The 21,793-nt window shown below is 51.3% G+C and carries 19 protein-coding genes; 17 read left to right on the top strand and 2 right to left on the bottom strand.

What is annotated here, in order from left to right; genetic code table 11:
• Positions 1 to 120: 120 nt before the first annotated feature.
• From C7E00_RS12390 to C7E00_RS12380, 3 genes are read left to right on the top strand one after another with little or no spacing between them, the layout of a single operon-like run.
• Complete coding sequence (locus tag C7E00_RS12390) at positions 121 to 762, top strand: chromate transporter (protein ID WP_204378626.1); 642 nt, start codon at positions 121 to 123, stop codon at positions 760 to 762.
• Positions 759 to 1,322 (top strand): chromate transporter, encoded by a 564-nt coding sequence (locus tag C7E00_RS12385; RefSeq protein WP_105304556.1) that lies wholly within the window; start codon positions 759 to 761, stop codon positions 1,320 to 1,322. The genes C7E00_RS12390 and C7E00_RS12385 overlap by 4 nt, the downstream gene beginning before the upstream one ends.
• Positions 1,319 to 2,686: an MATE family efflux transporter gene (locus C7E00_RS12380; RefSeq protein WP_105304555.1), complete on the top strand. Its 1,368-nt coding sequence runs from the start codon at positions 1,319 to 1,321 to the stop codon at positions 2,684 to 2,686. Before C7E00_RS12385 ends, C7E00_RS12380 begins: the two co-directional genes overlap by 4 nt.
• Here C7E00_RS12380 and C7E00_RS12375 read toward each other — a convergent pair.
• The gene (locus C7E00_RS12375) at positions 2,677 to 3,558 is read right to left on the bottom strand and encodes a DMT family transporter (protein ID WP_167836592.1); all 882 of its coding nucleotides are present in this window, start codon (positions 3,556 to 3,558) and stop codon (positions 2,677 to 2,679) included. The genes C7E00_RS12380 and C7E00_RS12375 overlap by 10 nt on opposite strands.
• Positions 3,559 to 4,151: 593 nt before the next feature.
• Positions 4,152 to 5,327 carry an IS110 family RNA-guided transposase gene (locus tag C7E00_RS12370; protein ID WP_105303714.1) on the bottom strand — a complete coding sequence of 392 codons (1,176 nt, stop codon included), beginning with the start codon at positions 5,325 to 5,327 and terminating at the stop codon, positions 4,152 to 4,154.
• Positions 5,328 to 5,686: 359 nt separating this feature from the next.
• On the opposite strand from C7E00_RS12370, the gene C7E00_RS12365 reads away from it, so the two are divergent.
• From C7E00_RS12365 to C7E00_RS12300, 14 genes are all read left to right on the top strand, one after another.
• Positions 5,687 to 5,953, top strand: coding sequence for a metal-sensing transcriptional repressor (locus tag C7E00_RS12365; protein WP_235897210.1), 267 nt, complete (start codon positions 5,687 to 5,689; stop codon positions 5,951 to 5,953).
• A gap of 33 nt (positions 5,954 to 5,986) precedes the next feature.
• On the top strand, positions 5,987 to 8,776 hold the full coding sequence (locus C7E00_RS16545; protein ID WP_105304552.1) for a heavy metal translocating P-type ATPase: 2,790 nt from the start codon (positions 5,987 to 5,989) through the stop codon (positions 8,774 to 8,776).
• Between the two features lie 309 nt (positions 8,777 to 9,085).
• Positions 9,086 to 9,409: a type 2 periplasmic-binding domain-containing protein gene (locus tag C7E00_RS12355; RefSeq protein WP_105304551.1), complete on the top strand. Its 324-nt coding sequence runs from the start codon at positions 9,086 to 9,088 to the stop codon at positions 9,407 to 9,409.
• The gene (locus C7E00_RS12350; protein ID WP_105304550.1) at positions 9,406 to 10,437 is read left to right on the top strand and encodes a V-type ATPase subunit; all 1,032 of its coding nucleotides are present in this window, start codon (positions 9,406 to 9,408) and stop codon (positions 10,435 to 10,437) included. The genes C7E00_RS12355 and C7E00_RS12350 overlap by 4 nt, the downstream gene beginning before the upstream one ends.
• A gap of 17 nt (positions 10,438 to 10,454) precedes the next feature.
• On the top strand, positions 10,455 to 12,269 hold the full coding sequence (locus C7E00_RS12345; protein WP_105304549.1) for a V-type ATP synthase subunit I: 1,815 nt from the start codon (positions 10,455 to 10,457) through the stop codon (positions 12,267 to 12,269).
• 51 nt (positions 12,270 to 12,320) lie between these two features.
• Positions 12,321 to 12,749 carry an ATP synthase subunit C gene (locus C7E00_RS12340; protein WP_105304548.1) on the top strand — a complete coding sequence of 143 codons (429 nt, stop codon included), beginning with the start codon at positions 12,321 to 12,323 and terminating at the stop codon, positions 12,747 to 12,749.
• 3 nt (positions 12,750 to 12,752) lie between these two features.
• The gene (locus C7E00_RS12335) at positions 12,753 to 13,061 is read left to right on the top strand and encodes a V-type ATP synthase subunit F (protein WP_105304547.1); all 309 of its coding nucleotides are present in this window, start codon (positions 12,753 to 12,755) and stop codon (positions 13,059 to 13,061) included.
• Between the two features lie 13 nt (positions 13,062 to 13,074).
• Positions 13,075 to 13,680 (top strand): V-type ATP synthase subunit E family protein, encoded by a 606-nt coding sequence (locus C7E00_RS12330; protein WP_105304546.1) that lies wholly within the window; start codon positions 13,075 to 13,077, stop codon positions 13,678 to 13,680.
• Positions 13,677 to 15,428, top strand: a complete 1,752-nt coding sequence (locus C7E00_RS12325; protein ID WP_105304545.1) for a V-type ATP synthase subunit A — start codon at positions 13,677 to 13,679, stop codon at positions 15,426 to 15,428. The genes C7E00_RS12330 and C7E00_RS12325 overlap by 4 nt, the downstream gene beginning before the upstream one ends.
• Positions 15,429 to 15,444: 16 nt before the next feature.
• Entirely contained in the window at positions 15,445 to 16,866 is a 1,422-nt protein-coding gene (locus C7E00_RS12320; RefSeq protein WP_105304544.1) for a V-type ATP synthase subunit B, read from the top strand.
• Positions 16,863 to 17,486: a V-type ATP synthase subunit D gene (locus tag C7E00_RS12315; RefSeq protein ID WP_105304543.1), complete on the top strand. Its 624-nt coding sequence runs from the start codon at positions 16,863 to 16,865 to the stop codon at positions 17,484 to 17,486. The genes C7E00_RS12320 and C7E00_RS12315 overlap by 4 nt, the downstream gene beginning before the upstream one ends.
• 183 nt (positions 17,487 to 17,669) lie before the next feature.
• A complete protein-coding gene (gene hypB / locus C7E00_RS12310; RefSeq protein ID WP_105304542.1) occupies positions 17,670 to 18,344 on the top strand; it encodes a hydrogenase nickel incorporation protein HypB in 675 nt (224 codons plus the stop codon).
• Positions 18,341 to 19,006 carry a hydrogenase nickel incorporation protein HypB gene (hypB, locus tag C7E00_RS12305; RefSeq protein ID WP_105304541.1) on the top strand — a complete coding sequence of 222 codons (666 nt, stop codon included), beginning with the start codon at positions 18,341 to 18,343 and terminating at the stop codon, positions 19,004 to 19,006. The genes hypB (C7E00_RS12310) and hypB (C7E00_RS12305) overlap by 4 nt, the downstream gene beginning before the upstream one ends.
• Positions 19,007 to 19,009: 3 nt before the next feature.
• Positions 19,010 to 21,793, top strand: coding sequence for an FAD-dependent oxidoreductase (locus C7E00_RS12300; protein ID WP_204378625.1), 2,784 nt, complete (start codon positions 19,010 to 19,012; stop codon positions 21,791 to 21,793).

Genomic DNA, 21,793 nt, shown 5'->3' with positions numbered 1-21,793 from the left:
GTTCAGGAGATCGGCAAGCAGAATGCTGAGCATTGAACTTCGATCTGCAGAGAGATTCTATGCAGGTCTTTTTTTACCTCTGGAGCATTGCTGCAGATTCTTGTACTTTCGCAGAAGGAATTGCAGATCAGACGAAGACCAGAGGAATGGAATCATCCGTTTTGTCTGGCAGACCGGGTGATACAATGGTCAGGTATGCAGAAACAGGGAAATAGAGATCAGACACTGGATCTATTCAGAACCTTCTTCAAGATCGGTGCGTTCACGTTCGGGGGCGGTTATGCCATGATCGAACTGATCAAGCAGGAGACCGTCTTCGAGCGTCATTGGATCAGCGAGGAAGATATTCTGGATGTTGTGGCGATTGCAGAATCTACACCAGGACCGATTGCGATTAACAGTGCGACGTTTATCGGATATAAGGTTGCGGGAATCAGAGGAAGTCTGGCGGCTACGGCCGGGGTGGTGCTTCCTTCTTTTATCATTATCTATGTGATTTCATTTGTGCTGAAGCAGTTTGAGCAGCTTCTGGCAGTCAGGTATGCGTTCTTCGGAATCCGTGCGGCAGTGCTTGCGCTGATTCTGCAGGCGCTTCTTTCAATGTATCGTGCATGTCCGAAAGGAAAGATGGAATACCTCGTGATGGCGGCTGCGTTTCTGGCGGTTGCGGTATTTGACGGGAATGTGCTGATTGTGATTGTATGTGCGGCATGTATCGGGCTTGCTTATACGCGTCTTGTCCGGAGAAAGGAGCAGGCATGAATCTTTATCTGGATCTGTTTCTGACGTTTTTCCGGATCGGTGCATTCACCTTCGGAGGCGGCTATGCAATGCTGCCGATGGTGGAGCAGGAGGTCATGGCACATCAGTGGATGAGCTTGGATGAACTGGTCAATTTCATCGCGGTCAGTGAATCGACGCCTGGTTCTTTTGCAGTCAATGTCTCCACGTATATCGGAACGGTGACGGGTGGTATTGCCGGTGCTGTCTGTGCGACGCTTGGGGTGGTCACGCCTTCGTTTCTGATTATTCTGATCGTTGCGAAGTCCTATGAAGCATTCCGGAAAAGCACTGCAGTGCAGGGCGTGATGGCAGGGCTGAGGCCGGCGGTGGTCGGGCTGATCGGAGCTGCGCTGATCTCAGTCGGAAAGACGGTGTTCTTTCCGGATTCTTCGCTGAAGCTGGATTCGTTTCTGCTGTCTGCGGGGATCTTCGGATTAAGCGTTTATCTGATCCGGAAGAAGAAAGTGAGTCCGATTCCGGTGATTCTGATCGGTGCTGTGATCGGAATCATCGCCGGATATGGAGGACTTGTTTCATGAACAGGCCGGAGCGGTATGAAGAATTCGGATCTGAGAAGATGGCCAGGCTGCTGTTCCGGATGGCGATGCCGATGGTGGCAGCGCAGCTCGTGAATCTGCTGTACAGCATTGTGGATCGGATCTATATCGGCCATCTGCCTGAGGTCGGCACGGCAGCCCTTGCCGGAGTCGGTCTCTGCAATACGATCATCATTCTGATTTCTTCGTTTGCCAATATTCCTGGCGGAGGAGGTGCTCCGCTCTGCTCGATTGCCCTCGGAAAAGGCAGGAAAGAGGAAGCAGAAGCGATTCTGAATCATGGCATGTTTCTATTGATTGTGTTTTCGGCGGTGCTGATGGTTCTGTTCTACGGGACCATGGACCCGTTTCTGAAAGCCTGCGGGGCAAGCGAAGGAACGCTTCCTTATGCGCACCAGTACCTCAGCATCTATCTGCTTGGCACATTCTTTGTGATGGTTTCTGTCGGTCTGAATCCGTTCATCAGCAGTCAGGGATATCCGCGGGTTGCGATGCTTTCTGTCATTATCGGGGCAGTGATCAATATCGTGCTGGATCCGATTCTGATGTTTTCTCTTGAAATGGGAATCGCCGGAGCGGCAGCTGCAACGGTTGCGTCGCAGGCAGTCAGTGCATGGATCGTGCTGAAGTTTCTGACGAAGAAAGAGGCCGCCATCCGGCTGAGCCTGAAGCATTTTCGGCTGGATACGGGAGTCATCAGGGAAATGACTGCCCTTGGAATTTCTCCATTTGTCATGGGCAGCACGGAGGCACTTATCGGGTTTGTGCTGAATGGACAGCTTTCCCGCTATGGCGGAGATATCTTTGTCAGTGCGCTGACGATCATGCAGTCGGGTATGCAGTTCATCAGCATTCCTCTGCAGGGATTCGGCCAGGGGTGCATTCCGGTATTGAGCTACAACTACGGAAATGGAAAGGCAGATCGTGTGAAAGAAGGGTTCCGGATTCTTCTTGCAGTTTCCTTCCTGTTCAATCTGGCAATGGTGCTGTGGATGGTGTTCTTCCCCGAGATGGAAGCAGGCATGTTCACGAATGATCCTGCCCTGATCGCTGCGGTGAAGAAGGCAATGCCGTTATTCATGAGCGGCTTCTGCATCTTCGGCCTGCAGAGAGCCTGCCAGAATCTGCTGGTGGCGCTGAATCAGCCGAAGACTTCGCTGTTTATTGCGTTTCTGAGAAAGGTATTCCTGCTGGTCCCGCTGGCATATATCCTGCCGCACTTCATCACGCCTGCTTATAATGGCGTGTATCTAGCCGAGTCATTTGCGGATGCGAGTGCTGCAATTGTCTGCACATGCATCTGCATGCGCCTGTTTCCGAAAATTCTGAATCAGATTCAGGCCTGAGCTTCTTTCTTCCTGCTCAGCAGCATATTCAGGATCATGCCGGCTGCAATCAGCAGACCGCCGTATACGGAACGTATGTTGGCTGCAGTTCCGAAGGCAAGATCAATCAGAATGGAAGTTGCCATCTGGCCCAGGAAAGAAAGCAATGTGAAGTGAAAGGCGCTGATCTTCGGAACGACGACATTATTGCAGGCAATGGCGACAACACCGATGGCACCGCCGAAGTAAGTCCACACCGGAGCGGAAAACAGAAGACTTGCCTGCTGCAGTTTCAGCCCGTCAAGCAGAAAGGCTAGCACGATCGTGATCGGCAGACCTGCCAGATGATTGATGAAAGATCCCTGCAGCGCACCGATTGAATTGCTCAGGACAGCATTGATCGTTCTGGAAATGACAATGACGACCCCGGCGGTCAGGGACAGGATTACCGGAATGACTGAGGATTTCTCATTGAAATCCATCATGACCAGAATGCCTGCGATGGAGAAGGCAAAGCCGATCAGTGTGGAACGGTTGAAGGGCCTTTTCTCCATGCCCATGAGACCGAAACTATCCAGAAACAGAGAAGCCAGAGTTCCGCCCAGCAGGGTAAGGGAAGAGATGCTGATCATCGAAATCCTTCCGAAGGCCAGAGCCTGGAAGATTACCGTCAGAACGCCGATGCATCCGCCAAGATAAGCCCAGAAGGGAAGCGAACGGTCCAGCACCAGCTTCTTATGAGACGCTTTCAGGAAAAGCCATGCGAAGAACACTCCTACCGCATGGACGATCATTGCCTCATTATAGACGCCGATTGCATTTCCGAGACTTCCGTTGAACAGAACCTGAAAGGCAACCAGTGCTCCGATTCCGAATGCATAAAGCAGATACATATGCGCTTTCCCTCCGACTTGCTCAAGCATTATATACGCGCAATCAGAAAAGAAAAAGAATCGCAGACGGGAAGAACTGCGATTCTTTTCATACACTTCAGGCATTGTGCGAGATGCCTGTCATCAGAGAATCCAGACAAATGGAAGGGGTGAGATCTCAGTACAGGAGAACAATCAGGTGAAGGAGTGAATACTGAGATCTGGTTGTCTGTTTCTGAAGGTTAGATTTAACTAACTGGTAATATCATACCATGCATTTTTTTCTTTGCAATAAGAATATGCGAAAATCATGCGAAAATTTCGGTTAGACTTTTCTAATTCACGTTTCCTGAACTTGCCGAGAAAAAAGAGCTGCAGAAGGGTTGACAGATACCCTGCCCCGGTATATAACAAACGTGCAATACCCCAATGGGGTATGCGGAGGATTTAACTATAAGGAAGTCAAGTAGAAATTGACAGAAAGTGAGATTTAAGACGAAATCCAGCAGAATCTCACAAGTGATCTTTGAAATCGTGAATAAAGTACAGTTAAAACAACTACATTTGTAGCTTTGACTATGATGTGGATTATGTTTATCAGAATGAATCAATGGTTAGTGTACTAAGGCAGAATCGTAGACTGTATCGGTGGAGAGAAGCTTGTATATCACTCTCAGGAGCTTGCGGACGCAGTGTCCTTGAGCACAACGGTAAGTCTTTCCCTGATCTCGTTTCTTAGTATAATAATCATTGAAGACCTGGCAGTATTTACAGACTGTGAAGACAGCTTGATACAGGGCCTTGCGCAGATACCTGGATCCATGTTTGGAAATAGGCATGTGTGCAGCGTCATATTTGCCTGACTGGTGCACAAGAGGCTCCATACCGGCATAGGATATCAACTTCGCTGCTTCAGGAAAGTCGTTGATATCGCCGATCTCCGCAAGAATAGTCATTCCTGTTATGTAAGAGATGCCGGGAATGGAAGTTATAGGAGAGTTTAGCTGGTGACTGAATTCTTCTATTTTCTTATCCAGAGTGTCAATCTGTTCAGCTCTAGTATTGATCAGAGCAATCATAGACTGAACTTCAAGCGCAACGGCTGTGTTGTCATCACCCACTGAATTACGTGCAGCTTCTTTGATCTCTTCGGCAGTCACCTTAGAGCGTCTGCCGCGTCCGTTTACCTCAAGGGCTTTACGAAGGTTTCTGATATCTTCAGAAGCGATAGAAGCAGCACTTGGATATTCGGACAGGAACTGCATATAGGACTGAGAATATCTTGTCCAGGAGAGAGTATTTACTTCTGGGAAGACAATATCGAGAGCACGTTGAAGGCGGTTCATATCCTGATTCTGCTGCTCCTTCAGCTGGTGATAAAGACGAGTCAGCTCACGCAGCTTATCTGTTTGCATGGTCACAGCGGAGACAGAACGCCAGAACTTCTTCTCGCTGAGCATTTCAGCTATAAGCAGAGCATCCTTACGGTCATTCTTGGCCGACATACCAAGCTCTTTGCGACGCAGAGCAGTGGATCTTGGATTGATATATTTGACGGTGAACTTCTTCTCCAGAAGAAATTTCGTCAGATTGATCATATAGTGCCCGGTATCTTCCATGCCTACAGCATGTTTACGATGAAGAAACTGCTTTGTTTTGGAATAAAACAGATCAAGCCCTTTCTGATCATTCGTGAAAAAGAAAGACTTGATAAGAACTTCGCCGGTTTTGTCATCCATCACTGCAGCACAGTGCTTGAACTTACCGACATCAATGCCAATGCAAATCATAGTAATAACTCCTTTTAAAGATTGAATGTGACGAATACCTGTGCCACCGCCTCAAAAAGTATCAGAGAGTATGGTTCAAAATGTGAACTCACTTCAAGAAAAGAGAAGGGCTCATCTAACTAATCACAGTTACCTATACAACGAAGCGGCCAGATAATCCTCCACGTAGTCAAAGCTACAACAATGAAAAGTACAGGTACGCATTCACGATCTCAATTCTACACGGTTACCGGACCGATACTAAACCCGGTAGAGAAAGGAGACGCATACAAGTTATGCTTGGCTGGATGAGCCTAATTTGTATATACCAAACAATGGAAGAAGAAAAGGAAACATGTCCTGCCTGTGCAAGGCATACGATGAGATCTGAAGAAACGAAGAAGGATCTGATGGTACGGCTGAAGCGGGCAGAAGGACAGATCCGCGGCATTGAGAAGATGGTCGAGGATGATCTCTACTGTCCGGATATCCTGATTCAGGTATCAGCGGTGACGAGTGCTCTGAACAGTTTCAACAAGGTGCTCATGGCAGAGCACATCAGGGGCTGCGTGGCGGAAGACCTGAAAGAAGGCAAGACGGAGTCCATTGATGAATTCGTGAAAGTAGTGCAGAAGCTGATGAAGTGATCAGCAATTGGAAAAGAGGCAAGGTTCAGCAATATGGAACAGTTTGTTGTGACAGGCATGAGCTGTGCAGCATGCCAGGCTCGGGTAGAGAAAGCAGTCTCAAAGGTGCCGGGAGTGACTTCATGCTCGGTATCCCTTCTGACCAATTCGATGGGAGTAGAAGGAACTGCAGATGAAAAAGCGATTATCCAGGCAGTTGAGCATGCCGGATACGGTGCTGCTCTGAAAGGGGAAGAAACTGCTGCGAAGAAGAGTGCAAGCAGCCGGCTTGCGGCAGAAGAAGATGCGCTGAAAGACCGGGAGACGCCGAAGCTGAAGAAGCGGCTGAAGTATTCCGTGATCTTCCTGGTGCTGCTGATGTATATCACGATGGGGCATAACATGTGGAACTGGCCACTGCCTTCGTTCCTCGTGCATAACCATCTCGGACTTGCGCTTACGCAGATGCTGCTGGCGTTAGTGGTGATGATGATCAACCGGAAGTTCTTCACGAGCGGTTTCCGTTCGCTGATTGAGGGTGCACCGAATATGGACACGCTGGTGGCGCTTGGTTCTTCCGTGAGCTTCGGCTGGTCTCTGGTGGTGCTCTATCAGATGACGGCGGCGGTGACGAATGGAGTTTCGAACATGGATCTGATGTCCATGTATCACAATGAGCTCTATTTCGAGAGTGCTGCGATGATTCCGGCACTGATCACGGTCGGCAAGATGCTTGAGGCAATGTCCAAGGGCAGAACGACGGATGCACTGAAGAGCCTGATGAAGCTGGCTCCGAAGACCGCGAATGTGATCAGGAATGGCAGAGAAGAAACCGTCGGAATTGATGAGGTGCGGACAGGGGATATCTTCGTGGTCCGTCCTGGCGAAAGCATTCCGGTAGATGGCGTGATTGAAGAGGGAACCAGTGCAGTGAATGAATCTGCTCTGACGGGCGAAAGCATTCCCGTAGATAAATCAGAAGGAGATGCGGTCTCTGCTGCTACGATCAATCAGAGCGGCTTCATCCGCTGCCGGGCGACCAGAGTCGGCGAGGATACGACGCTTTCTCAGATCATCCGGATGGTGAGCGATGCGGCAGCCACCAAGGCGCCGATTGCGAAGATTGCCGATCGGGTATCCGGAGTATTTGTTCCGGCCGTCATCATCATTGCGGCTATCACGACGATCGGATGGCTGATTGCAGGTCAGTCGCTTGCGTTTTCCTTGGCAAGAGGAATTTCCGTGCTTGTGATTTCCTGCCCTTGTGCATTAGGACTTGCAACCCCGGTTGCGATCATGGTAGGCAATGGCTTAGGAGCGAAGAACGGGGTTCTGTTCAAGACCTCCGAGTCGCTTGAAGAGGCTGGCAAGGTGCAGATTGCTGCCCTGGATAAGACGGGCACGATCACGAGCGGTCAGCCGGTTGTCACGGATCTATTGCCATATGGAAGAAGTGAGGAAGAGCTGCTGAAGCTGGCAGATTCTCTGGAACAGAAGTCTGAGCATCCGCTTGCGAAAGCAATTGTTGAAGAAGCTGAGAAGCGTTCCATGAAGGCAGAAGAGGTCACAGACTTCAAGGCTCTGCCTGGCAATGGGCTCAGTGCGGTATGGAATGGCAAGGTCATTCATGGCGGCAGCAGGAAGTTCATCAGTTCTCTGGTGAAGGTTCCTGAAGAGCTGCTTCAGAAGTCTGATGAACTGGCGAATGAAGGAAAAACGCCGCTCTTCTTTGAAGAGGATGGCAGGCTGGCTGGCATCATTGCGGTTGCAGATACCATCAAGGAAGACTCTGCAGACGCAGTAAGGCAATTGCAGAATATGGGCATTGAGGTCGTCATGTTAACGGGCGATAATGCCCGCACTGCCCAGGCAATCGGAAAACAGGCCGGGGTGGATCGGGTCATTGCCGGAGTATTGCCGGATGGCAAGGAGGCGGTGATCCGCAAGCTTCAGAAGCGCGGCAAGGTAGCGATGGTCGGCGATGGCATCAATGACGCGCCTGCTCTCACCGCTGCTGATACCGGAATCGCCATCGGAGCAGGAACGGATGTCGCCATCGATTCGGCAGATATCGTGCTGATGAACAGCCGGCTGAGCGATGTGGCTGCGGCGGTTCGCCTGAGCCGGGCAACCTTGCGCAATATTCATGAGAATCTGTTCTGGGCATTCTTTTATAACGCGATCTGCATTCCGCTGGCGGCTGGATTATTCAGCTGGAAGATGAATCCGATGATCGGAGCAGCAGCAATGTCCTTATCGAGCTTCACCGTATGCATGAACGCGCTGAGACTGAATCTGTTCCGTATGCATGATGCTTCAAAGGATCGGCCTCTGAAACATCGTGCCCTTGCCGAAACGGAAGAAGCTTCGCTTGAAGCAGCAGAACCTGCAGCAGTCCGTACTGAGACTGCAGTGATCAGCGGCATGATGTGCGAGCATTGCGAGAACCGGATTCAGAAGGCGCTCGGAAGCCTTCCCGGGGTCATTTCCGTCAAGGCTGACCATGTGAAGGGAACGGCAGTGATGCAGGTTTCAGAACCGGTTTCGGAAGCAGAAGTAAAGAAAGCAGTAGAAGAACAGGACTATCAATTCATTCGTCTGGAAGAAAACAAGGAGGAGAATAGAACGATGAAGAAGATTCTGAATGTAGAAGGCATGATGTGCGAGCATTGCGAGGCAACGGTTCAGAAGGCACTGGAAAGCGTTGATGGAGTGGTTTCTGCCAAGGCAGATCATAATGCGAAGACAGCAGTGGTAGAACTGAGCAAGGATGTAGATGACGCGGTTCTGAAGAAGGCAGTCGAAGACAAGGATTACAAGGTCACTGGCGTGACTGCTGCCTGAACAGGAAGAACAAAAAGCTGCTGCGGACAAGGGCAAATGACATAGTTGCCCCTCGCCGCTGCAGCTTTTTCTGTTGCAGAAGACTGCCGATCGGAAGCAGGCTGAGATCTAGGATGGCATTCGGGCATCTATATCAATTCCGCTATGGAGGCTGAAAAAGCAGTACTCAGTTCTTCTGGAAACGCTTCCTTCAGAAGAAATCATGAAAATTCATGGATTGTGCAGGGATATCACGCATCCGAAGAATTGAGTTTGGCAGAAAAAGGAATATAATTTGAACGCTTAAGAAAAAGAAGCAGGGAAGAACTTATGGAAATTGAAGCGATTCAGGATCTGATCAGCGATGATGAAGAGACAAGGAAACGCATTGCTGACCTTCACGAAAAGCGGTTCCGCATGAAGCAGGAAATCGAGGCTGAGAAGAAGCGGCTGACCGAGGAATCCAGGGCAGCAGTCAATGCCCAGGTAGAGGCGACCAGGAAGGAACTGGATGAGAAGATCCGGAAGGATGAAGAAGCCAGCAAGGCTTACTTCGACCGGGAATCGGAAAAGCTCCGTTCGTCCTTTGCCGGGAATAAAGAACGATGGAGAAAAGAACTGGTAGAACGGATCCTGTCCGGGGAGGGTGAATGAGCTCTGATATGGCAATGGCCGCAAAGGCCAGGGCAATGTTCGGGGAGCGCATGAAGGAACCGGATTATCTCGCGCTGATGCAGAAGAAGAGCGTGGCAGAGATTGCCGGGGCGCTGAAGCGGGGATCGGTATTTTCGGAAGCACTTGCAGGGGTCAATGAGAAGGCAGTCCATGCCGGACAGCTGGAAGCATTGGTGCGGATGGATGTGTACCGGAGACTGCAGAAGCTTCTGAGATACAGCGAAGGTGATTACGGCAGATTCATCTATGCCGCCGTGGAGACGGAAGAGATCGATCTGATTCTCAGCAGTATCCGCTGGTTCACGCAGAAGGACAGCGAAGCCCGCAGCTCGATGATTGCGGACATGCCGATCTATATCGGCCATTACCTCTCCTTCGATGTGAAGAAGCTTCCTGAAGTCACGAACTTCAGCGATCTGATCAAGGTTCTGAAAGGAACCAGATATGAGCGGATCGTGCGGAAGTACGAGACGAAAGACATGGCCCAGATCAATTACATCGGCCTTGAGCATGAGCTGAGGCTGAACTACTACGAGACTGTCATGGAGGTTGTTTCCGGCTACGGGCGGGCTGGAAATGACATGATGGAGATTGTGAAGGCGCGGATCGAACTGGATAATATCGCGCTGATCTACCGTCTGAAGAAATATTTCCATGCCCCGCCTGATCAGATCCGGCCGTTAGTCACGCATACGACGAATCTGTTCAATGACCGGGAGATGGAAGATCTGATCAGTTCGAGCACGGCTGAGCAGGTCATTGAGAAACTGCAGAAGAAGTATCACCGGTATGTGAAGAATGTAAAGTTCACGAGCATTGAGCATTATACCGGGATGATTCGCTATCACATGAATTATCACTTCATGGAGCTGAGCACGGAGCCTAAGCTGGTTCTTCTGAGCTATCTGCTGCTGTCGCGCATCGAGATCCAGAATGTGGTGAATATCATCGAAGGCGTATCATATGGCATCGGCATTGATCACATGAAACCGATGCTGGTGTATTAGGAAAGGAGTTCGGCACAATGGCAATTGTACCAATGAAATTCGTCAGTGCCTGCACGGATCGGGAACATCTCGATGAGATGCTGATGAAGACAAGAACCTGCGGTCTTCTGCATCCGGTCAGTGCATCAGAGATCGTGACGGAAGACAACGGCGGCCAGCTGCTCAATGAGGACAATCCTTATTCCGGCTACCGGCAGACGATCCGCAATCTTGCCCACAGCATCGGCTGCGAGATCAAGGAGAATGCCGCCCCGTCCAAGGCATATACAAAAGAAGAGATTGAGGCGTTCATCGCAGAGATCACAGACAAGTTCGGAATCAATTCAGATTCGAGCGAGGTGCTGCTGACTCCGGATGATGAAGCGGCACTGAAGGAACTGAGCAAGTGCGGGTTCGAGCGGATTCATGCATGCAGATATCTGAACTTCGGATTCGGAAGACTGCCGGCTGACAGCTTCCCGAAGCTGTCCATGTACGGGCAGGAGAACTTCGTGCATCATCGCTGCCATGCCACGGATCAGTACATCTGGATGGTATACGTGACTTCTGATTCCTATGCGCAGAAAGTCAGGAAGATCTTCCAGGATCTGTACTTCGAGCCGATTGAGATTCCAGCCGTTGATGTCCATCGGCTGATGGAGGAATACCGCGAGCGGATCAATGATGTGTATGCATACTGCGAGCAGGAAGATGGAGTCTGCTCGATGTATCCGGATGTCGCGGTGCTTGATTCCAAGATGATTGTCTCCGGCTTCATCCAGGCGGATCAGCAGCAGAAATACCAGAATGTGTTTACCGGAATGCCGGTGGACTTCCGGTTCAAGGAGCCTTCGGAAATGCCGCAGTGCAAATGCCCTACGGTACTCAGGAATAACTGGTTTGCAAGACCATTCGAACTGTTCGTGGAGATGTATTCCCTGCCGCAGTACGGAGACTTCGATCCGACCTTCTTCATGGCGCTGACATACTGTCTTCTGTTCGGCATCATGTTCGGAGATATGGGTCAGGGCCTGGCGCTGATGGTGATCGGCTTGGCGTTTGAAAAGAAAGGAAAGCTGTTCGGGGTGATCGGCAGGGTCGGCATTACTTCGACGATCTTCGGATTCCTGTTCGGCTCTCTGTTCGGCTATGAGGATGCGCTGAATCCGATTCATCAGAAGCTGTTCCATGTTCGGGAGAAGCTGTTTGATGTCATGGCGAACTCGAATACGATGTTCCTGCTGATCTCGGCGATTGCGATCGGTGCGGTGCTGATCATGATCACGCAGATGATCAATATTGCAAATAATGCCAAGAAGAAGAAATACGGCGAAGTGCTGTTCTCGCAGAATGGCGTAGCGGGTCTTGTGTTCTATGGCTCGATCATGTTTGCGATTGTATACAGCCAGCTCAATGGCGTGAATATTGCGAAGAATCCGCTGTATATCATCATCTGCTTCGTGCTTCCGGTCATCTGCTTCGTCATGAAGGAACCGTTCACGAATGCGGTGGAACATAAAGCGATGAAGCCGAAAGAGGGCTGGGGCGGCTATGTGACGCAGTCGATCTTCGAGATGATCGAGATTCTCTTGTCCTTTGTCACGAACTCGATGTCTTATCTGCGTGTCGGCGGTTTCGTGCTGTCGCATGCCGGCATGATGCTGGTTGTCATGACCCTGGTGAAGATGACAGGAAATGCAGGTCCGGTGGTGCTGATCATCGGCAACGCGTTTGTCATGATTCTTGAGGGCCTGATCGTCGGCATTCAGACACTGCGTCTTGAATATTATGAGATGTTCAGCCGGTACTATACCGGCGGCGGTGTCCGCTTCAAGGCCCTTCAGGCTGGCTGAACAATTAAGGAAGATAGACCGGAATATCCGGAAAAATAAAGGAGAAAACTTATGCTTACACTGAAAGAAATGATTCTGCCTCTCATTGCCGTTGTACTGATTGTCGGACCGATTGCGCTGATCTTCAGCGGAAAGATTTCCGCGAAGAATGCCAAGACGAAGATGCTTGCTCAGATCTCGATCTTTGCTGGGGTATTCGCTGTCATGATGTTTTTCCAGATGCATCAGTTCACGGTTCTCGCTGAAGATGGTGCTGCTGTGGATCCGTCGAAGTCGATGGGCTTCCTGTCTGCTGCATTAGCTGTCGCTGCTTCTTCGCTTGGTGCTGCATGGGCTGTTGCGAAGGCTGCTCCGGCTGCTCTTGGTGCTATTTCCGAGAATCCTGATAACTTCGGTAAAGCAATCATCTTCGTCGCGCTTGGTGAAGGTATTGCAATTTACGGACTGCTGATTTCCATTCTGATCCTGAACAATCTCTGAGCTATGAAGGCTTACGTCATCAGTGACAGTACGGATACCGTGACCGGCATGCGGCTTGCCGGTTTTGAGGGAGAAGTCATTTCCAGCCGCGATGCAGTGCTGAAACGGCTGAAAGAGCTGATTCAGGAACCGGATATCGCGATGATTCTGATGACGACTGGAGTGATCTCCTTATGCAGCGATGTGGTATCGGATTACAAGATGAATCTCGCAAAGCCGCTGATTGTCGAGATTCCGGACCGCGATGGCAGCGGTGAGATCGGCGAGTCGATCAACCGCAGCATCAGCGAGGCCATTGGCATCAAGTTGTAAGAAGAGGTAGTTCATGGAAGAAGAAGAGAAGAAAATCCTGGAGGCCATCAAGGCAGACGTGCGGGCCAATGCAGATCTGGTCGAAGAGCGTGTCAATGCGGAGACGAAGGCGATGCAGGAAGATCAGATCGAGTTCTTCCGGAAGGGTCTTGAAAAAGAGAACGAGACGTATCTGGAAGGGGAGCTGCAGGATCTGAGGCAGTATGCGGCTACCAAGAGCTCGACCGACAGGATGAATACCAGAAAACAGCTTCTTGAGCTGCGTCAGCAGCTGGTTTCGGAGCTGTTTGAAGAAGTGCGCAGCGATCTGAAAGCATTCACGAAGACGCCTGCTTACGAAGAATATCTCCGGAAGAATGTGAAACAGCTGAAGACGACGCCGTCCGGATATTTCGTGGTCCGCGTGCAGGATGAAGCGCTGATGAAGAAGATTCTGGAAGAAGAAGGCCTTGCCAATCCGCTGAAGGCTGTCTATATGCCGATCGGCGGCTTCCAGTATGTGGATGCGGATGCACGCATGGAATACACCTGCATGCTGAAGGACAGACTTCAGGATGCCGAGCAGTGGTTCCGTGAACATTCCGGATTCAATCTGGATGAAAGCGAGGAACAGGCATGAGCGATGTCATCTATTCCATCAACGGACCAGTTGTCACGGTCCGCAATACCAATTCCTTCTCCATGCGGGAAATGGTCTACGTCGGAACAAAGCAGCTGCTTGGCGAAGTCATCCGGATCAATGACGAGGTGACGACGATCCAGGTTTATGAATCCACGACCGGCCTGATGCCGGGCGAGGAAGTCAAGGGTACCGGTTCGCTGCTGAATGCACTGCTCGGCCCTGGCATGCTGAGAAATATCTATGATGGCATCGAACGGCCGCTCGAGAAGATTCATGAGCAGCAGGGTGCATTCATTTCCGAAGGAAAGAGTGTTCCATCTCTTGATGAAGAGAAGAAATGGGACGTTCATATGGTCCTGAAGCAGGGCGATACGGTCAATGGCGGCGAGATCTTTGCGACCTGCCAGGAAACACCTGTCATTGAGCATCGCTCGATGATTCCGGTTCATGTGAGCGGAACGATCACTGAAGCAGTACCAGATGGTTCGTATACGGTGAATGATGTTCTGCTGAAAGTGAAGAACGAAGAGACTGGCGAAGAGATTCCGGTCACCCTGGCTCAGAAGTGGCCGGTGCGTGTGCCGCGTCCGATCAAGGCTAGAGAACCGCTCACGATTCCGCTGATCACAGGTCAGCGAGTACTCGATACGATGTTCCCGATTGCCAAGGGCGGATCGGCTGCGATTCCGGGCGGATTCGGTGCTGGCAAGACGATGCTGCAGCACTCGATCGCGAAGTTCTGCGATGCCGATATCATCATCTACGTCGGCTGCGGAGAGCGCGGTAACGAGATGACCCAGGTCCTCGAGGAATTCAGCGAACTGAAAGATCCGAAGACCGGCAATTCCCTGCTGGATCGCACGGTACTCATTGCAAATACGTCGAATATGCCGGTGGCTGCTCGTGAGGCGTCCATCTATACCGGTGTCACGATTGCCGAATACTATCGTGATATGGGATACCATGTGGCGCTGATGGCAGACTCCACGTCCCGCTGGGCAGAAGCGCTGAGAGAGATCTCAGGACGTCTGGAAGAGATGCCTGCTGAAGAAGGATTTCCGGCTTATCTGCCTTCGAGAATCGCGCAGTTCTATGAGCGGGCTGGTTATGCGGATACGCTGTCCGGGGCGAAAGGAAGCGTCACGCTGATCGGTGCTGTATCACCGCAAGGTGGTGATTTCTCAGAGCCAGTCACGCAGAATACGAGACGGTTTGTCAGATGCTTCTGGGCACTCGATAAGTCATTGGCCTATGCGCGTCATTATCCGGCTGTGAACTGGAATGAGAGTTCTTCGGATTATGCAGATGATCTGGCCCATTACTATGGTCAGAATGTGGCTCGTGACTTCATGAGCTTAAGAGCAGAGATGCGGGAAATCCTGCATCAGGAAGATACGCTGATGGAAGTCGTCAAGCTGATCGGCTCGGATGTGCTCCCGGAAGATCAGAAACTGACGCTCGAAATTGCCAGAGTCGTGCGAGTCGGCTATCTGCAGCAGAATGCGTTCCACCCGGATGATGCGTCGGTCCCGCTTGCCAAGCAGTACAAGATGCTGAAAGTGATTTCGTATCTCAGAAGAGCCTGCCAGGATAAGGTTGCGAAGAAGATCCCGGTCTCTCTGATTGCGAAGACCGGCATCTTCGAAACCGTCATCAAGATGAAATATGATGTACCCAACAGCAACATTGCGCTTCTCGATTCCTATGATGCGAAGATCGATGAGGCACTGAATTCGATTCTGTAGAAAGGGAGGACCTGAAATGAGCTTGAAATATCTCGGACTCGATCGGATCGAGGGCTCACTGGTTGCCCTGGATCATGTGAGCGGGGTTTCCAATGAAGAGATGGTGGAACTGACCCTGGAAGATGGATCCGTCAGAACCGGAAGAGTCACGATGATTGAAGGAGAGAGAGCCGTGATCCAGGTGTTCCAGGGCACGGATGGTCTCTCGCTTACGAATACCAAGACCAGACTGCTTGGACATCCGATGGAACTCGGGCTGTCAAAGGAAATCCTCGGCCGTACATTCAATGGCATCGGCGAGCCGATTGACGGCATGGGACCGGTGTATGCAAGCAAGTTTGCAGATGTCAACGGCAGACCGCTGAATCCGGTTTCCAGAGAATATCCGCGCAATTATATCCAGACCGGCATTTCTGCCATCGATGGTCTGAATACGCTGATCCGCGGCCAGAAGCTTCCGATCTTCTCGGGCTCCGGTCTGCCACATGATCAGCTGGCCGTGCAGATCGTTCGTCAAGCAAAGCTGACGGGCGAAGATGCCGGCAACTTCTGCATCGTGTTCGGCACGATGGGTGTCAAGAATGATGTCGCGGACATGTTCCGCCGTTCGTTTGAAGAGACGGGTGTCATGGAGAAGGTTGCGATGTATGTCAACCTTTCGGATGACCCGATCATCGAGCGTATTCTGACCCCGCGCTGTGCATTGACGGCTGCTGAATATCTGGCCTATGAATGCGGCATGAATGTGCTTGTCATTCTGACCGATATGACGGCGTACTGCGAGGCGGTGCGTGAATTTTCTTCTTCCAACGGAGAGATTCCTTCCAGAAAAGGATATCCTGGCTATCTGTATTCGGATCTTGCTTCTCTGTATGAAAGAGCCGGAATCGTCAAGGGCGGCAAGGGTTCCGTGACCCAGCTGCCGATTCTGACGATGCCGAATGATGACATTACCCATCCGGTACCTGACTTAACCGGCTATATCACCGAAGGTCAGATTGTTCTGGACCGTGATCTGTTCATGAACGGCATCATGCCGCCGATCGGCGTGCTGTCTTCTCTGTCCCGTCTGATGAAAGACGGCATCGGCGAAGGCTATACGAGAAAAGATCACCAGGATGTTGCCAACCAGCTGTTTGCATGCTATGCAAAGGTGCAGGATGCGCGTTCGCTGGCTTCCGTCATCGGCGAAGATGAACTGTCCGAGATGGACCAGCAGTATATGAAGTTCGGCCGCAGATTTGAGCAGATCTTCATTGGCCAGGGTTTCCATACGAATCGCTCGATGCAGGAGACCCTGAATCTGGGCTGGGCTCTTCTTTCCACGCTTCCGGAGGCTGCTCTGGATCGTCTGGATCCGCAGCTGATCAAGGAAAACTATCATCCGGAACATGCAGAGGAAACGATTAAGCTCGTCTTGCAGGGAGAGCAGAAATGAGCACGCAGATTGCGGCTACCAAAGGAAACCTGATCCGCCTGAAGAGAGCGCTGAAGCTGTCGCAGAGCGGCTATGAGCTGATGGACCGCAAACGGAATATTCTGATCAGCGAGATGATGAAGCAGGCCGATCAGGTCAGACTCGTCCGCGATCAGATCTCAGAGGCTTATAAGCTTGCCTATTACCTGCTGGAACAGGCAAACCTGTATACCGGCCAGCTGGGCAGCGTGCTGGATGAGATTCCGGTAGAAGATAGCATTCAGATGACGTATCGCTCGGTCATGGGTGTTGAAGTGCCGCATGTCATCTGGCAGAAGCCGGAAGAAGTGAAGATTCCTTATGGACTGGAATCCACGAACTCCCGGATTGATGAAGCCTATCTTCAGTTTCAGAAGGTCAAGGAGCTGACGATGGTGCTGGCAGAGGTAGACAGCAGTGTCTACCGCCTGGCCGATGCCATTTCCAAGACGCAGAAACGGGCAAATGCCCTGAAAAATATCGTGATTCCTAGATACGAATCACAGATCCGCGAAATCTCGGATCAGCTCGAAGAGAAAGAACGGGAAGAATTCTCCCGCATGAAGGTCATCAAAGCTTCGAAGAATGAGGCCAGAGCCTGACGCTCGCAGTGATGCGGGCGTTTTTCTTAGCCTTCTTTTCAGAAAATCATTCATTTTTTCATGTGGTTTAACCAGAAAACAGAGTATTGTGCGGAAACTATCAAAAAAAGTGTGGTTTCCTTCGCTCATTCTCGTGTATGATAGTTCTGTCTTGTGAATTTGGTGCACAATCGGAGGGGACTTATGGAAGATCGTGCTTTTGAGATCTTTGAAACAAAAGAGCGTGTTCAGGCAGACAATGCGAAGGAAGCAGAGAAAGTCAGAGCATCGCTGAAGCAGCATCATACGTTCTTAGTCAACCTGATGTCTTCGCCAGGAGCTGGAAAGACGACAACACTGGTGAGGACGATCCGGGAACTGAAGAAGGATTATCGGATCGGCGTCATGGAAGCAGACGTGGATTCGGATGTCGATGCGAGAACAATCGCTGCAGAGGGTGTGAAGGTGATTCAGCTTCATACAGGCGGCAGCTGCCATATGGATGCTGATATGACAGAGCGGGGATTAGAGGAGATGGGTCTGGATGGACTGGATCTCGTCTTCCTGGAGAATGTCGGGAATCTTGTATGTCCGGCGGAGTTTGATGTCGGGGCAGATGTCCGGATCATGATCCTGTCGGTTCCGGAAGGAGATGACAAGCCGCTGAAATATCCGCTGATGTTCACGGTCAGCGACTGTCTCTTAGTGAATAAGATCGATGCCATGGAAGTATTTGACTTCGATATGAAAGCACTTGAAGAGCGGGCGAAGAAGCTGAATCCGGACATTGCGATTCTGCCGGTATCTTCGTTAAATGGAACAGGCTTCGAGGCATGGATTGCGTGGCTCAGAAACCGGATTGAGGAGAGCAGGGCATGAAGATCATTGAATTAAAGGAAAGCGTGACGGCTTCCAATGACCGGGATGCAGATGCGCTGAGAGAAGAGCTTACAAGCAAGGGAGTATTGCTGATCAATCTGATGTCTTCGCCAGGATCAGGGAAGACAACGCTGCTGAAGAAGACGGTCAGCGATATGAGCGATCAGAGAATTGCCGTGCTGGAGGCAGACATTGATTCAGCAGTAGATGCGGAACGCATGGAAGCTGCCGGGGCGAAGTCGATCCAGGTACATACCGATGGCATGTGCCATATGGATGCAGGCATGACGAAGAGAGGCCTGGATGAGATGGGCCTGGAGGATGTGGATCTGGCATTCTTAGAGAATGTCGGCAATCTGATCTGTCCGGCGGAGTTTGATACCGGAGCGCAGAAGAATGTGATGATTCTTTCGGTTCCGGAAGGAGATGACAAGCCGCTGAAGTATCCGCTGATGTTTCAGAAGAGCGATGTGCTAGTCATCACGAAGATGGATACGAAGGGATTTTTCACTTTCTCAATAGAGAAGTGCGTGGAGAGGGTGAAGCATCTGAATCCGGACATACAGATCTTCCCGGTGAGTGCGAAGACCGGAGAAGGCATGCAGGAATGGGAAGAATGGCTGCGGAAGGCAGTGAATGAAATCAAGCAGGAGGAGAGATAGGAAATGAAGGACCAGAAGAATCGGATGACAAACGAACGGGATTACAAACAGAATCCCAACTACGTTGCGCCAGACAAGGAAAAGGAGAAGGCCATCAAGCGGCTTGGCGAGATGATCACGGATCGTTATGCGGTGAAGTTCACGCATACGATGAAGACGGATGATCCGGAGTACTGGGCGCTGGATGAAGTGCTGACCAAGGAAGAGGCGAAGTTCCTGCTCAGTTTCAAGAAGACCAGAGTCAACTATGATCTGGAACAGCTTGCCGAGATGAACCACATGAGCATTGAGGATACGCAGAAGATGATTGATCATCTCCTGTGGATCGGCGTGCTGGAAAAGAACCGCGAGAATGCAGATAAGCATCTGCAGTATGATGTGCCGGTCTTTGTTCCTGGTTCGGCAGAGTTCATGATGATGCAGGACAAGCTGACGGAAGAGCATCCGAATCTGGCTACGTTCTTCAACCTGATGACGCAGATGCCGCTGGAAGGTGTGACGCCGATGGTTCCGCTGGGCGGAGCAGGTGTCGGCATGCATGTGCTGCCGGTAGAAAAGGCAATTGAATCGTGCAGCGAGAGTGTTTCTGTCGAACATCTGAGCCACTGGCTGAACAAGTATGACAAATATTCGGTTGGTCAGTGCACATGCCGCAAGCAGCAGTCGATACGAGGAGAAGGTTCCGGAGAGATTAACGGCGAGTTCTGCGTCGGCGTCGGAGATATGGCAGAATACTGCGTTGACCGCGGAACTGGCCGCTATATCACCTATGATGAGGCAATGGAGATCTTCAGGCGTTCTGAGCGGCATGGTTTCGTGCACCAGATTACCAACATTGATGGAGAAGACAAGATCGTCGGCATCTGCAATTGCGCTCCGGGTGTCTGCAATGCGATCCGTACGTCGCAGCTGTACAACACGCCGAACATGAGCCGTTCCGCTTATCGTGCGCATGTTGAGAAAGATAAGTGCGTGGCTTGCGGCAAGTGCGTGGAAGTCTGCCCGGTCGGGGCTGCCAAGCTTGGTCAGAAGCTCTGCACGAAGCATGGTGCGATGACCTATCCGATGACGCTGCTTCCGGATGAGACGAAGTGGACCGCAGATAACTGGAATCCAAATTACCGGGAAGATGCGAAGATCAACTGCTATGAGACTGGTACTGCACCATGCAAGACTGCTTGTCCTGCCCATCTTGCAGTTCAGGGCTATGTGCACATGGCTGGCGAGGGCAGATATCTCGATGCGCTGAAGCTGATCAAGCAGGATAATCCGTTCCCGGCAGTCTGCGGTGCCATCTGCAACCGCCGGTGCGAAGATGAGTGCACCCGCGGTACGATTGATCAGCCGATTGCCATTGATGAAATCAAGAAGTTCATCGCTGCTCAGGAACTCAAGGCAGAGAATCGCTTTGTGCCGATCTGTGAGAAGGATGATGGCGGCATGTGGGGACCTGATTACAAGATGGCGGTCATCGGTGCCGGTCCTGCTGGTCTCTCGTGTGCGTATTATCTCAGAACCAGAGGCTATGATGTCACAGTCTTCGAGAAGGAAGAGAACCTCGGAGGAATGCTGATGAACGGCATCCCGAGCTTCCGTCTTGAGAAAGATGTCATTGCTGCAGAAATCGATGTGCTGAAGCAGATGGGCGTAGAATTCCGTACCGGTGTGGAAGTCGGAAAAGATGTTACCATTCCGGAACTGAAGGCGGAAGGCTATAAGGCATTCTATCTTGCCATCGGCTGCCAGGGCGGCAGAAAGGCTGGTGTTCCGGGCGAAGATGCAGAGGGTGTCCAGACTGGTGTCGAGTTCCTGCGCAAAGAGAACCAGGGCCAGGGCAGCCGCCTGAGCGGTGACGTCGTGGTGGTCGGCGGCGGCAATGTCGCTGTGGACGTCGCCCGTACTGCATTAAGAGTTACGGATGGCAAGGTCACGATGGTCTGCCTGGAAGGTGCGCTGGAAATGCCTGCTGCTCCGGATGAAGTAGCTGAAGCAAAGGCAGAAGGCATTGCGATCCGCAATGGCTGGGGCCCGAAGGAAGTGCTGACTGAGAATGGCAAGGTGACCGGCATCGTGTTCAAGAAGTGCACGCAGGTCAAGGACGCCAGCGGCAGATTCAACCCGCAGTATGACGAGAATGAGACGATCACGATTTCCTGCAGCAATGTGCTGATGAGCATCGGCCAGTCGGTGGTGCTTGGCGATCTTCTGAAGGGAACGAAGGTAGAGACGAGAAAGAACGGCGGCATTATCGCGGATCCGGTTACCTATCAGACTGCAGATCCGGATATCTTCACAGGCGGCGATGTGTTCACTGGTCCGAAGTTTGCGATTGATGCGATTGCGGCTGGAAAGATGGCATGCGAATCGATGCATCGTCATGTGCATCCTGGTCAGTCTCAGACGATTGCCAGAGATCTGCGCAAGTTCATCGAGCTGAATAAGGAAGATATCGTTGTCGAGTCCTATGACAATGCGAAGCGTCAGGTTCCGCATAAGGTGAAGGAACTGGAAGGAACCTTCCATGATGAGCGTCTGCCGTTCACGGAAGAGCAGGTGCAGGCAGAGGCGAAGAGATGCCTGGGCTGCGGAGCGACGTATGTGGATCTGAATCGCTGCATCGGATGCGGTCTGTGCACGACGCGGTGTGAGTTTGACGCAATTCATCTGAGCAGAGATCTGCCGGATGCATCGAAGATGTACAAGGCTGAAGATAAGTTCAAGGCGATTGCGCCGTATGCGGCAAAGCGTGAGATGAAGATTCTCTTCGGCAAGAAGAAAGATGCATGA

This window comes from Anaerolactibacter massiliensis, assembly GCF_900290205.1.
Lineage (GTDB): Bacteria > Bacillota_I > Bacilli_A > Erysipelotrichales > Erysipelotrichaceae > Bulleidia > Bulleidia intestinalis.
The sequence above is the reverse complement of the archived record's forward strand: the minus strand, read 5'-3'. Positions and strand labels throughout refer to the sequence as shown.